Origin of the sequence: Clavibacter phaseoli (assembly GCF_021922925.1) — a bacterium.
Lineage (GTDB): Bacteria > Actinomycetota > Actinomycetes > Actinomycetales > Microbacteriaceae > Clavibacter > Clavibacter phaseoli.
Map to the genome: position 1 here is coordinate 2909100 of NZ_CP040786.1, position 12696 is coordinate 2921795.

Genomic DNA, 12696 nt, shown 5'->3' on the forward strand with positions numbered 1-12696 from the left:
ATCCGGAGCGGATCAGTGGACGGCCAGCTCCACCGCGAGCACCGCGACGCCCAGCACCGCGACGCCCGCGAGCACGAGGAGCTTCACGCCGAGGCCCACGCGGAGGCGGCGGACGGCGACGAGCGTCACGAGCACGAGCGTCGCCACGAGGACGATCGCGATGATGCGCAGGGCGGCCGCGAGGTCGAGCACGCCGAGCGCGGACAGCCCGAGGATCGCGAGCGGCGCGGGCAGGACGCCCAGCGAGCTGCCGCACACGTAGAGGATGTGGCCGATGTCGCGCCGGTCCGGCACCTCGCCGTCGCGCACCATCTGGGCGATGTACTCGGCGGTCGCCACGGCCAGCAGCGTGCCGACGACCGTCAGCAGGAGGGTGAGCGCGGCGCCGCCGATCGTCGCGTGCTCGGCCTCGCGCACGGTCGCGATGGTGACCGCGAGCGCGGTGAAGGTGACGTAGATCCGCTCCTTCAGCGCCTCGGAGCGCTGCTCGGCGTCAGGGGCGCGGCGTCCGCGGGCGGGCTGCTGTTCAGGATCCGTCACGGGATCAGGCTAGGCGCCCGCCCGCTACCGTCGGGGCATGCCCGACCTCGATCCCCGCCTCGTCGCGCTCTACGACGGCGACAACCCCGACGGCCCCGACCACGACTTCGACCGGGCGCTCGCCGCGGAGGTGGGCGCGCGGTCCGTGCTCGACCTCGGCTGCGGCACGGGCATGCTGACCGTCACGCTCGCGACGGCCGGGCGCCGGGTCGTGGGCGTGGATCCGTCGGCCGCGATGCTCGACGTCGCCCGGCACCGGCCGGGCGGCGACGCGGTCGAGTGGGTCCACGGCGACAGCCGCGCGCTGCCGCCCGGCCCGTTCGACATCGCGTTCCTCACGGGCAACGTGGTGCAGCACATCCCCGACGCCGACTGGATCCGCACCCTCGCCGACCTGCGCGGCGCCCTCCGCGCGGGCGGCACGCTCACGTTCGAGAGCCGGAACCCGGCGGATCGCCCGTGGGAGCGGTGGTCGGGCCCGGCCACGACCCGGGACACCGCGCACGGCCCGCTCGAGGAGTGGGCCGAGGTCGAGGAGACGGGACCGGGCCGCGTCACGGTCGTCTTCCGCAGCCGGTTCGTCGCGACGGGCGAGCTGGTCCCCGACGAGCAGGAGTTCGCGTTCCGCGACCGGGCGACGATCACGGCGCAGCTCGACGCGGCCGGCTTCGACGTGGAGGCGGTGCACGGCGACTTCGCGCGCGGCCCGCTGACGGAGGCGTCGCGGGTGATGGTGTTCGTGGCGCGGGCGCGCTGACCGCGCCGGCCGCGCTGACCGCGTCGCCCGTGCCCGGCGGCGCCGACGCCCGTGGGAGCATCGGATCCATGCCCGATGCGCCCGCGCCCGTCTCCCCGCCCGACCTCGCGGCCGCCGCGCGCATGTGGGCCGCGTACGCCGCGGCGCACCCGCAGGCCGCCGCGGCCGGGCGCGAGCACACGGTCGAGCACTTCGGGGATCACGCCCGGCTCGCGGACGAGCTGCTCGGGATCGTGCTCTCCGGCCGGAAGCGCGCCACCGCCGAGCTGGTCGCCGACTTCCTCGCGCGCGGCGACGAGGTGCCGCGCATCGGCTCGCACTGGATCGCCTGCGACAGCACCGGGTCGCCGCGCATCGTGATCCGCAGCACCGAGCTCCGCGTCGGCCCTTTCACGAGCGCCGACGCCGCCTTCGCGCGCGACGAGGGCGAGGACGACCTCTCGCTCGAGAGCTGGCGCACGCAGCACCGCATCTACTGGGAGCGCGTCAGCGCGGCCCGCGGCGCCGCTTGGTCGGAGGACGACGAGATCGTGTTCGAGCGCTTCGCCGTGGTCTGGCCGCCGGAGCACGCGGACCCGCGGTGAGGCGGACGTCGCGCCTCCCCCCGGCGCGCACGGCGGCCCGCCTGTGGTTCGCCGCGCAGGCGGCGGGCGGGGCCGCGTTGTGGATCGCCGTGCCGACGATCCCCGCGGTGCGCGTCGCGACGCTCGGCTCGCTGGATCCGCTGCCCGTCGCCCTGCTCGACGTCCCGCTGTTCGTGGTCGGGTCGGCGCTCGCGGCCGCCGGGATCCGGTGGGCCGCCGTCATCGCGTCCGCGTGGACGCTCGTGGTCGCCGTCGCGCTCGCCGGCTACGCGACCGTGACGACCGAGGCCGGGATCGGCGTCGTGGTCATGGCGGCCGCGGCCCTCGGATCGCTCGTCGACTGCGCCCTGCTGCTCCTCGGCCGGCTGCCGACCCGCTGGGCGCTCATCGGCCCGTTCGCCGCGCGCCCCGCCGACGCGAGCGCCGCCACCTCGCGGCACGTGGTCGCCACGGCCGCGCAGATCGTCGTCTTCTGGGGCTCCTTCCTCGTCGTCGCGCCGCTCGGGATCCGCTGGCTCGAGCTGCGCTGGCGGGTCGCGGTGCCGCTGCCGGCCGCCGCGCTGCCCGTCGGGATCGTCGTGCTGGTGCTCGCGAGCGCGCTGGGCATCTGGTCGGCGGCCGCCATGTCGACCCGCGGCGCCGGGACCCCGCTCCCGGCCGCGACCGCCACGCGCCTCGTGATCGCCGGTCCGTACCGCTTCGTCCGCAACCCCATGGCCCTCGCGGGCGTCACGCAGGCGGCGGCCGTCGGGCTGATCCTCGGATCCTGGCTCGTCGTCGCCTACGCCGTCATCGGCTCGTCGCTCTGGAACCACGTCGTGCGCCCGGGCGAGGAGGCCGACCTCGAGGCCCGCTTCGGGGACCCGTTCCGCCGCTACCGCGCCGCCGTGCGCTGCTGGGTGCCGACGTTCCCGGGCGTCGAGGCGACGCCGCGCTGACGACCCGGCCCGACCGGCGCAGGATGGGACGATGGCTGACACCGAGATCCCCACGACCACCTTCCCCGACGGCCGCACCGCCGTCGCCCTCGCGCAGGGCACCTGGAACATGGGCGACGACCGCGGCGCCCGCGCGACCGAGCTCGACGCCCTGCGCGCCGGGATCGACGCGGGCCTCACCGCGATCGACACCGCCGAGATGTACGGCAGCGGGCGATCCGAGGAGCTGGTGGGCGAGGCGATCGCCGGACGTCGCGACGAGGTGTTCCTCATCAGCAAGGTCCTGCCGTCGAACGCGTCCCGCCGCGGCACGGGCGATGCCGCCCGCCGCAGCCTCGCGCGCCTCGGCACCGACCGGCTCGACCTCTACCTGCTGCACTGGCGCGGATCCCACCCCCTCGCCGACACGGTCGCCGCGATGCAGGAGCTCGTCGAGGAGGGGCTGATCCGCGCATGGGGCGTCAGCAACCTCGACGCGGACGACCTCGACGAGCTGGCCACGATCCCCGGCGGCGACGCCGCGCAGACCGACCAGGTGCTCTACAACCTCGCCCAGCGCGGGCCGGAGCACGACGTGATCCCGTGGGCGCGCTCCCGCCGCATGCCCGTGATGGCGTACTCGCCGCTCGACCAGGGCCGGCTCGCGACGGATCCGACGCTCGCCGCCCTCGCCGAGCCGCTGGGCGTCAGCGCGGGCCAGCTCGCGCTCGCGTGGGTCGTCCGCCAAGCGCCGCACGTCTTCGCGACCGCCAAGGCCGCGACGCCCGCGCACGTCGCCGACAACCGCGCGGCGCTCGACCTCGTGATCCCCGAGGAGACGCTCGCGGAGCTCGACCGCGCGTTCCCGGGTCCGCGCGGCGGGGGTCCGCTCGCGATGTACTGACGCGGGACCCGCCGCCGGGTCAGGCCCGCGCGACCCCCGTCACGATCCACCGGTCGCCGCGCGCCCGGAGACCCAGCGTGAGCGCCCGCGCGCCGATGTAGACGAGGCCGAAGGCCGCCCATAGCGCGAGGAGGGCGGGGGTGCCGGCGACGCGGCCGGTCTCCGTGAGCCACGCCACGAGGATCAGCGCGGGCGCGTAGATCGCGAGGTTCACGAGGCCGGCGAGGGCGAGGTAGCGGGCGTCGCCGGCGCCGATGAGCACGCCGTCGAGCACGAACACGTACCCGGCGACGGGCAGGCCGACGGCGAGCACGAGCGTCACGGCGGTGAGCATGCGGTGGATCCCCGGATCGCCCGTGAAGACCGGCCCGAGCAGCGGCGAGAGGGCCGCGAGCACGAGGCCGAGGATCGCGCCGAGGCCCACGCCCCACTGCACCAGCCGGCGGGCGACGGCCCGGACGCGCGGCACGTCGTCGGCGCCGAGGCCGTGGCCGACGAGGGCCTGGCCGGCGATCGCGAGCGCGTCGAGCACGAACGCGACGGTCGAGAAGAGGGTGAGCGCGATCTGCAGGGTCGCGAGCCCGGTGACCCCGAGCCCCGCGCCCACCGCGACCGTCGCGAGGATCGCCGCCCGGAGCGACGCCGTGCGCACGAGCAGCCAGCCGCCGGACGCCGCCGAGCGCGCGACCCCGCGGAGCCCGGGCCGCAGCGTCGTGCCGGTGTCGCGGGCGGCGCGCACGGCGATCACGACGAAGACCGCGGCCATGCCCCACTGCGCGATGACGGTGCCCCACGCGGATCCGGCGATCCCGAACCCGAGCCCGTAGATGAGGGACGCGTTGAGGGCCGCGTTCGCCGCGAAGCCCGAGACGGCGACGACGAGCGGCGTGCGCGTGTCCTGCAGGCCGCGGAGGAGGCCGGTCGCGGCGATGACGAGGAGCATCGCGGGGATCCCGGCGAGCGAGATGCCGAGGTAGGTGCGCGCGGCGTCGACCACGGCGGAGGTCGCGGCCGGGTCCGCCTCGGCGCCGCCGGTGTCCGCGAGGGCGCGCACGAGCGGATCCGCGAAGAGCAGGCCCAGGACCAGCACCACCGCGCCGAGGGCGAGGGCGAGCCACAGGCCGTCGATGCCTGCGCGGATCGCGCCCGGCCGGTCGCCCGCGCCGAGGCGTCGCGCGACCGTGGGCGTCGTCGCGTAGGCGAGGAAGACGAGGAGGCCGACGATCGTCTGCAGGATCACGCTCGCGATGCCGAGTCCCGCGAGCGGCGCGCTGCCAAGGTGCCCGACGAGGGCGGTGTCGGTGAGCAGGAACAGCGGCTCGGCCACGAGCGCGCCGAGCGCCGGCACCGCCAGGGCGAGGATCTCGCGGTCGAGCGGGCGGCGGATCCGCGGGCGCCGCCCGGTGGATCCGCCCGCGGACGCGTCCGTCAGCGGACCGCGTGCGCGAGCCGCTGCACGACGCCGGCGGTCGCGGCCGTGAAGGCGCGCGCGACCTCGGGGTCGAGCGAGGCGAGCGAGATCGGGCCGCGCTCCGCGATGTGCGCGTCGTACGGCACCGTGAAGATCTGCGCCGGGCGGGCGTCGTCGAGGATCCGGTCGATGCGCGCGACGACCGCCGGGTCCTCCGGGCGACCGTCGTGCAGGCGGATGATGACGGCGTTGTCGGCGAGCATCGCCGCGTGGCCGCCGAGCTCGCGCAGGAAGTCGAGCAGCGCCACGGCCTCGAGCACCGCGTCGCCCGCGTTGAGCACGGGGACGACGAGCACGTCGGTGACCTCGATGGCGCCGCGGAAGGCGGACGATGACGGCTGGTTGCCGGAGTCCATCACGCGCACCGCGTAGTACTCGTCGATGAGGCGCGCGACGCCGACCACGTCCTCGCCCGTGAGCTCGCGGCGCGGGCCGACGGACGCGACGACCGAGGCGAAGCTCGTCTGCGGCGCCGTGTAGCCGGCGAGCTGGCCGGCGCTGTGGATCTCGTCGCGGTCGCGCACGAGCTCGCCGAGCCCGCGCTGCGGCTGGCCCTCGGCGCGGTAGCCGAGCGCCCCGGGATCGTCGGTGACCTCGACCACCGCGACGGATCCGCCGCGGATGGAGCCGAGCACGCCGCCGAGGATGAGGGAGGTGGGCGTCTTGCCCACGCCGCCCTTGCGGTTGGCGACCAGCACGCTGACCGCGCGCGACCACGTGGCCTGGCGGATCACGCGCTCGTCGCCCTGGCGTCGGGCGACCTCCGAGTTCGCGGCGGCCTCCTCGGCGCCGGGGCCGATCTTGAGGACGCCGCCCGTGATGCTGTTCACGAAGCCGCGGAAGCCGGTGCGCGCGAGGACGGGACCGCGCGGCGCGCGCTGGCCGGTCTGCTCGGGGAAGAGGGTGAGGGCGCTCGTGGCGGCGTCGGCGCGCGGGGTGCGCATGACGTAGCGCTGCGGATCCGCGTCGGGGAACGCCGTGAGGTCGGTGCCGGGGCGACGCTCGTCGGCGGGCTCCTCGACGTCATCCGGCGCGGCGGGGAGGGACGCGACCGGGGTCGGCTGCGGCTCGACCGCGGAGGCGGGGCGGGCGGGCGGCGCGTCGTCGACGGGGACGGCGTCGGCGGGCGCGGGTGCGTCGACGGGCTCGGATGCGGACCCGGCGGCGCGCGCGGGCTCGGCGTCGGTCGGCTCGGGCGCGGAGGGCTCCGCGCTCGGGCGCAGCGGCATGCGGAAGGGGTGCGCGTTCACGACGTGCGGCGCGGGGACCGTCCACGCGGATCCGGCCTCGGGGGAGACGACCGCGTCGAAGGGGGTGGGCGCGTCGGCGGGGCGCGCGTCGTCGGCGTCGTCGTCCTGCTCGGGAGCGGCAGCCGCCGGGGCGGGCACGCGGTCCTCGGGATCCACGTCGTCGTCCTCGGCGTCGTCGAACAGCTCGTCGAACGCGTGCGTGCCGACGACCTCCTCGTCGGGCTCGGCGTCCGTCGCGTCGGCGTCGGGCGCGTCCGCGGTGTCGGGCGCGGTCGCGTCATCCGCGGGAGCCTCGGTCTCGGGAGCCATGGCCTCGACGGGCGCGGCGCCGGGGCGCACGCGGTCGGGTCCGAACAGGCCGCCCTCGGAGGTGCGCGGCACGGCGGGGAACGGATCCACCCAGCGGTGCGCGTCGCCCGACGACTCGGCGGAGGTGCGCTCCATCTCCTGCTGGCGGCGGCGCAGCTCCCGGCGGCTGAGGAGGGGAGGCTCGGCCGCCCCGCCGTCGCGGTGGCCGGTGTCGTGCGTGTCGTCGGTCATGTGGCTCGCCTTCGTCGTCCCCGCCTGCGCGGACGAGGCTACCAGGGGGCGGTCCTGCGGCCGATCCGCGCGGGCGGCGGCCGACGGCGCCCCCGCCCCTCCGCCGACGCGCCCCCGCCCGACGCGACGCTCATCCCGCGTGGCGTATGCGCGGATCCGGGTCGGTTAGGGTCTCCCCGTGATCCCCGGAACCGCCGACGCGCCCGCGCCCGCCGACGACCGCTCGGCCGCCGTCTCGTCGGTGGCGACGGAGCTCGGGGCCCTCCTCATGTCGATCCGCTCGCTGCGCATCGAGGAGGCGGCCGTCTTCCACCCCGGCCTCCAGCCGGGCGCCTTCGCGGTCGCGCGCTGGATCCGCACCGCCGGCCCGTCCTCCGCCGGCGCCGTCGCGACGGGCCTCCTCATGGACAAGAGCTCGGTCAGCCGGCACCTCCGCGTCCTGCGCGAGGCCGGCTACGTGCAGGACGAGCCGGATCCCGAGGACCGCCGCTCCACGATCCTCACCCTCACGCCGCTCGCCGAGGAGCGCCTCGAGCAGGTGCGGGCGGGCACGCGCGAGCGCCTGCAGAACCGCCTCTCCGCGTGGGACACCGACGAGGTCGAGCAGCTCGCGGGCCTGCTGCACCGCTTCAACGTGTCGCCGCGGGACCGGCCCGCCGAGGCCTGATCCGCCGCCGGCCGGCGACGGCCGGAACCGCTCCGCCGCCTCACCCCGCCTGGTGCACCGCGTAGCTCGCCACGAAGCCGAGCACGGTCACGAGCCCGGTGAGCGCCTGCGCCTTGCGGAACGCCTCGGGGATCATCGTGTCGCAGATCATCGCGAGGATCGCGCCGGCCGCGAACGCCATCACGATCGACTGCCCGCTCTCCGGCAGACCGCCGAGCAGCGCGTACCCGCCGAGGGACGAGAGCGCGCAGACGACGGCGATGGAGGTCCAGAGCCCGAACACGTAGCGCGCGCTGCGGCCGGACTGCTTGAGGTCGGCCGTGCTCGACATGCCCTCGGGGAAGTTCGAGATGACGACCGCGACCAGCACGCCGATGCTCAGCGCCCCGCCGCCCGTGAGGCTGAGGCCCTGCACGGCCGTCTCGGGCACGCCGTCGAGGAGGGCGCCGAGCGCGATCCCCACCCCGGTGCCGCCTCCGCCGCCCGACCTCCCGTGGTGCTTCCGGCGGAAGCCACCGTGCTCGAGGATCTGGTCGAGCACCACGTAGACGACCGCGCCCGCGACGAAGCCGCCGAGCGTGGGGATCACCCCGCCGCTCGCCGCCGCCTCGTCGACCAGGTCGAACGACAGCGCCGAGATCAGCACCCCGGCGCCGAACGCCATCACGAGCGCGACCACCTCGCGCGGCACCTTCACGAACCACGCGACGAGGGATCCGACCACGAGCGACAGGCCGGAGAGCAGGCCGGCGAGACCGGCCAGGAGGAGAGGCGACATGCCTCCGAGGATGCTCCTCGCGCGCTGTCGCCGTCACATCGGGCGAGCTCGCCGGATCACCGCCCCGACGACACCCCCGCGTCGCGCAGCGCCAGGTCGGCGAGCTGGCGCACCACGCGCGGGTCGCCCGCGCGCCAGGCGGCGACGGGATCCGGGTGCGCCTTGAGGAGCGCCGCCGGCTTCCGCGACGAGAGCGCCCGGAGCGCGAGCAGCTCGGTGCCGCCGGGCGTCGCGGCGAGGGATCGGGCGGCGGCCGCGCGGCGCACGAACGAGACGCGCCGCAGCAGCCAGTGCCGCACGATGAACGCGATCGGCACGAGCGCCACCAGCAGGCCGAGCACGAGCGCGATGGTGCCGACGAGCGACTGCTGGTCGCGCCCCGCCTGCACGAGGCCGGATCCGATGCCGCTCGCGTCCTCGAACGGCCCGCGCGCGGCGTCGCCCACGAGCGGCAGGCGGCCGAGGGCGTCGGCGGCGTCGGTCATGGATCCGCTGAGCCGCGTGCCCGCCTCCTCCATGCTGCGGCCGAGGTCGCCGAGCGGGCGGATGAGCGCGGCCACGGCGATCCCCACGAGCACCGACACGACGATGCCCGCGAGCGCCGCGGTGTCGGCCGCGATCTGCCGGGCGCGGACGAGGGGGAGCGCGGAGTAGAGCTGCATGCGTCCAGCCTGGCCCGCGGGCGGACGGGCCGGCGCACGGGCGGACGGGCAGAGCGCGTCAGCTCGCGGGCTCGTCCAGCGCGTCCAGCTCCCGCAGCGCCTCGCGCGCCCGCTCGAGGCGCGCGTCCTCGGGCTCGTCCCACCAGCGCGGGCCGCGCTCGCCGAGGCCGTGCTTCGCGAGGCCGACGCGCTTCCGGGCGGCGGCCACCGCGTCGTCGTCACCCCGGCGCTTCGCGGCGCCCACGCCCGAGCGGCCGCGGCCGAGGTGCGACTTCAGTCCATCCACGAGGTCGGCCGGGAGCGACGGATCCGTGCGCGGCCACCGCCGCCCGCCCACGACCAGCCAGCGCTCGTCGTCGGTCGAGGCGTCCGTGGATCCGTCGGCATCGCCCCCGCGCTCGCTCATCCCTCGACGCTAGCCCGGCCGGATCCCGCCGACCGCCCGCGCACGCACGAGGGCCGGGGCGCACGCACGCCCCGGCCCCAGGATCGGCCCCCCGATCAGCTCAGCGGGTCACCCCGCCGAGCGGCTCTCCGCGGATCAGCCCCGCCACACCTGGATCACCGACGGGCGCGGTCCGCGCCAGGCGCCCTTCGGCGGGGTGGCGCCGGCGGGCACGTAGTCGGGGAAGTACGAGTGCTGCTCGGCGAACGAGCCGTCCTCGCCCGGGTGCTGCACCGCGACGAACACCATGCCCTCGGTGTCGTGCACGACCGGCCCGCAGGTCTCCGCCTCGGTCGGCACGGAGAGGAACTGCTGCACGTGGCCGCGCTCGGCGCCCTCGACGGGGACCTTGAACAGGCCGTCGTTGAGTCCGATGGTGCTCGGGGCGCCGTCGGTCGAGATCCAGAGGTTGCCCTCGGAGTCGAACGCGACGTTGTCCGGGCAGCTGATGGGCGAGACCTTGTCCTTCGGGAACCCCGCGAAGTAGGTGGACTCGTTCTTCGCCGGGTCGCCCGCGACGAGCAGCAGGTTCCACGTGAAGGTGGTGGAGCGGGCGTCGCCGCCGTCCTCGGTGATCTCCACGATGTGGCCGTCGCGGTTGGTCGTCCGCGGGTTCATCTCCGTGGCGCCCTCCTTGCCCGCCTTGCCGCGATCGGTGTTGTTGGTGCAGGCGACGTAGACCTTGCCGGTGACGGGGCTGGGCTGCACGTCCTCGCAGCGGTCCATCTTCGTGGCGCCAGCCGCGTCCGCGACGAGGCGCGTGTGCACGAGCGCCTCCTCGGTCGTGAACCCGGGGACCTGGCAGACGCCGTCGACCACCAGCGGGATCCACTCGCCGATGCCGTCGAACTGCCCGTCGGAGGGGAGCTGGCCGGTGCCGGTGATCTCCGCGACGGGCGAGTCGCCCGTGAAGCGCGCCACGTAGAGCGCGCCGCGCGTGAGCAGCTCCTTGTTCCGCTTGCGGTCCTGGCGCGTGGTGCCGGTGACCATCGTGTCGTGCGACACGAACTTGTAGAGGTAGTCGAAGCGCTCGTCGTCGCCCATGTACGCGGCGACGTGGCCGCTCTTCCCGAGGATCACGTTCGCGCCCTCGTGCTTGAAGCGGCCGAGCGCGGTGTGCTTCACGGGCGCCTCGCCGGGCTCGAACGGGTCGACCTCGACGATCCAGCCGAAGCGGTTCGGCTCGTTCTCGTAGCCGGCGGTGCGGGCGTCGAAGCGGGGGTCGATGGCCTCCCAGCCGCGGGTCGTCGCCTTGTCGGCGAGGCCGTAGCGCTTGTCGGCGGCGGAGGTGCCCGCGGTGCGGAAGTAGCCGTTGAAGTTCTCCTCGCCGGACAGCACGGTGCCCCACGGGGTGGTGCCGCCGGCGCAGTTGCCGAGCGTGCCGAGGATCCGCGTGCCCTTCGGGTCGTCCTTGGTGCGCAGCGAGGCGGATCCCGCGGCGGGGCCCGAGACGGCGAAGGGGGTGTCCGCGGTGATGCGGCGGTTGCGGTGGTGGCCGATCGTGTACGTCCACGGCTGGCCGACCGTCTTGCGGCGCAGCGCCACGACCGACATGCCGTGCGAGGCCTTCCCGATGCGGCGCTGCTCGGCGAGCTCGGCGTCGTCGGCCGCGGGCGGGAACATGATGCTCTCGTTCGTGTACTCGTGGTTGGCGACGAGGAGCGCCTCCTTGTTCCGCGAGTTGACCGGGATGATGTCGAGGTAGTCGTTGTTGTAGCCGAACTGGCGCGCGGCGAGCTTCGCGGTCTGGTTCTCGGCGTCGAAGTCGTCGGCGTAGCTGAAGAGCGGGTCGCCCCAGCGGATGATCGGCTGCCAGCGGTACCCGGTCGGCACGGTGAACTGGTCGACGGACGCGTCGACGGGCGTGATCGCCGTGAAGGGCAGGTTCGACGCGGCCTGCGCGGCGGCGGCCTCGGCGCCGGGGGCCGCGGCGTTCTGCGCCACGAGGATCGCGAGGGCACCGGCGCCCGCGCCGCCGAGCAGCGTGCGGCGCGAGAGGGCGCGGCCGGCGATGTCGCGGAAGTAGGAGTTGTCGGTGACGTTCGGCACGGGCTTCGTGCACGCGTCGTCGCACTTGAGGTGGCAGGTGACCGTGCTGCGCTTGCCGCGGGCGTGGGGGTCGCGGGACAGGATCGGCAGCAGCCGGTGGTGGGTCTCACGGGTGAGGGTCATGTGGGGTCTCCATCGATCTCGGGCGTCTCCACCGGGCACGGCGGACGCATCACGCCCGAAAGGTATTGGCGCCCCCGGGCGCGCCCCCGACCCCCGGGTGGACGCCGGGTGAACCCCGGGTGACCGGGTCGTGCGGGCGTACCGTCGAGGGGCGGCGCGGATCCGCGTCGCCTCGACCCGAGGAGGATCCCCATGGCCAGGTTCGACACGAAGACCGCTCTCGTGACAGGCGGAGGCAGCGGCATCGGCGCCGCGATCTCCCGCGCGCTCGCGGCGGAGGGCGCGTCGGTCGTCGTCACCGACATCCAGCTGGAGGCGGCCGAGCGCGTCGTCGCCGAGATCCAGGCCGCGGGCGGCACCGCCACCGCGTTCCGGCAGGACACCGCGAAGGCGGCGGACTCCGAGGCCGCCGTCGCGCACGCCGTCGACACGTACGGCGCGCTCCACCTCGCCGTGAACAACGCGGGCGTCAGCGCGCCGCCGGCCGACATCGGCGACTACGAGATCTCCGCGTGGGACCGCACGCGCGCCATCGACCTCGACGGCGTCTTCTACGGCCTCCGCTACCAGCTGCCCGCGATGGTGGAGGCGGGCGGCGGCGCGGTCGTCAACATGAGCTCGGTGCTCGGATCCGTCGGCTTCGCCCAGAACGCGGCCTACGTCGCGAGCAAGCACGCCCTCGTCGGTCTCACCAAGGTCGCGGCGCTCGAGTACACGGCTCGCGGCGTGCGCACCAACGCGGTCGGCCCCGGCTTCATCGACACCCCGCTCGTGCGCTCCTCCCTCTCGGCGGACGCGCTCGCGTACCTCGAGAGCAAGCACGCGACCGGCCGCCTCGGCACCGACACGGAGGTCGCCGCCCTCGTGCTCTTCCTCCTCAGCGACGACGCGTCCTTCATCTCGGGCAGCTACCACCTCGTGGACGGCGGGTACTCGGCGCGCTGACCCACGTTCCGCGCGCGCACCCGCGGCGCACGACCGCGCACGACCGCGGCCGCCCGGCGCGTCG

13 protein-coding genes are annotated in these 12696 nt (G+C 75.6%); 6 read left to right on the forward strand and 7 right to left on the reverse strand.

Annotation, left to right across the window (positions count from 1 at the left end; translation table 11 throughout):
• Window positions 1-12 precede the first annotated feature (12 nt).
• A complete protein-coding gene (locus FGI33_RS13840; protein WP_119435227.1) occupies window positions 13-540 on the reverse strand; it encodes a hypothetical protein in 528 nt (175 codons plus the stop codon).
• 37 nt (window positions 541-577) lie between these two features.
• Here FGI33_RS13840 and FGI33_RS13845 point away from each other — a divergent pair, with 37 nt between their 5' ends.
• The 4 genes from FGI33_RS13845 (at window position 578) to FGI33_RS13860 (ending at window position 3702) form a co-directional block, all read left to right on the forward strand.
• Entirely contained in the window at window positions 578-1297 is a 720-nt protein-coding gene (locus tag FGI33_RS13845; RefSeq protein ID WP_119435226.1) for a class I SAM-dependent methyltransferase, read from the forward strand.
• Window positions 1298-1365: 68 nt separating this feature from the next.
• A complete protein-coding gene (locus tag FGI33_RS13850) occupies window positions 1366-1881 on the forward strand; it encodes an ASCH domain-containing protein (RefSeq protein WP_237582029.1) in 516 nt (171 codons plus the stop codon).
• Window positions 1878-2819 carry a methyltransferase family protein gene (locus tag FGI33_RS13855; protein WP_119435176.1) on the forward strand — a complete coding sequence of 314 codons (942 nt, stop codon included), beginning with the start codon at window positions 1878-1880 and terminating at the stop codon, window positions 2817-2819. The genes FGI33_RS13850 and FGI33_RS13855 overlap by 4 nt, the downstream gene beginning before the upstream one ends.
• Window positions 2820-2850: 31 nt before the next feature.
• On the forward strand, window positions 2851-3702 hold the full coding sequence (locus FGI33_RS13860; RefSeq protein WP_119435177.1) for an aldo/keto reductase: 852 nt from the start codon (window positions 2851-2853) through the stop codon (window positions 3700-3702).
• Window positions 3703-3721: 19 nt separating this feature from the next.
• Here the strand turns inward: FGI33_RS13860 and FGI33_RS13865 are convergent, their stop codons facing one another.
• Both FGI33_RS13865 and FGI33_RS13870 read right to left on the reverse strand, forming a co-directional pair.
• Entirely contained in the window at window positions 3722-5050 is a 1329-nt protein-coding gene (locus FGI33_RS13865) for an MATE family efflux transporter (RefSeq protein WP_237582030.1), read from the reverse strand.
• Window positions 5051-5130: 80 nt separating this feature from the next.
• Window positions 5131-6963 (reverse strand): ATPase, encoded by a 1833-nt coding sequence (locus tag FGI33_RS13870; protein WP_237582031.1) that lies wholly within the window; start codon window positions 6961-6963, stop codon window positions 5131-5133.
• 178 nt (window positions 6964-7141) lie between these two features.
• On the opposite strand from FGI33_RS13870, the gene FGI33_RS13875 reads away from it, so the two are divergent.
• Window positions 7142-7630, forward strand: coding sequence for a MarR family winged helix-turn-helix transcriptional regulator (locus FGI33_RS13875; protein WP_119434463.1), 489 nt, complete (start codon window positions 7142-7144; stop codon window positions 7628-7630).
• 40 nt (window positions 7631-7670) lie between these two features.
• Here the strand turns inward: FGI33_RS13875 and FGI33_RS13880 are convergent, their stop codons facing one another.
• The 4 genes from FGI33_RS13880 to FGI33_RS13895 form a co-directional block, all read right to left on the reverse strand.
• On the reverse strand, window positions 7671-8408 hold the full coding sequence (locus tag FGI33_RS13880) for a ZIP family metal transporter (RefSeq protein WP_119434464.1): 738 nt from the start codon (window positions 8406-8408) through the stop codon (window positions 7671-7673).
• A 56-nt stretch (window positions 8409-8464) separates the two neighbouring features.
• Window positions 8465-9070: a hypothetical protein gene (locus FGI33_RS13885; protein ID WP_119434465.1), complete on the reverse strand. Its 606-nt coding sequence runs from the start codon at window positions 9068-9070 to the stop codon at window positions 8465-8467.
• Window positions 9071-9128: 58 nt separating this feature from the next.
• The gene (locus FGI33_RS13890) at window positions 9129-9476 is read right to left on the reverse strand and encodes a biopolymer transporter Tol (protein WP_237582032.1); all 348 of its coding nucleotides are present in this window, start codon (window positions 9474-9476) and stop codon (window positions 9129-9131) included.
• Window positions 9477-9611: 135 nt separating this feature from the next.
• A complete protein-coding gene (locus FGI33_RS13895; RefSeq protein ID WP_119435253.1) occupies window positions 9612-11687 on the reverse strand; it encodes a PhoX family protein in 2076 nt (691 codons plus the stop codon).
• 192 nt (window positions 11688-11879) lie between these two features.
• On the opposite strand from FGI33_RS13895, the gene FGI33_RS13900 reads away from it, so the two are divergent.
• Window positions 11880-12632, forward strand: coding sequence for an SDR family NAD(P)-dependent oxidoreductase (locus FGI33_RS13900; RefSeq protein WP_119435252.1), 753 nt, complete (start codon window positions 11880-11882; stop codon window positions 12630-12632).
• The last annotated feature ends 64 nt before the right edge of the window (window positions 12633-12696 follow it).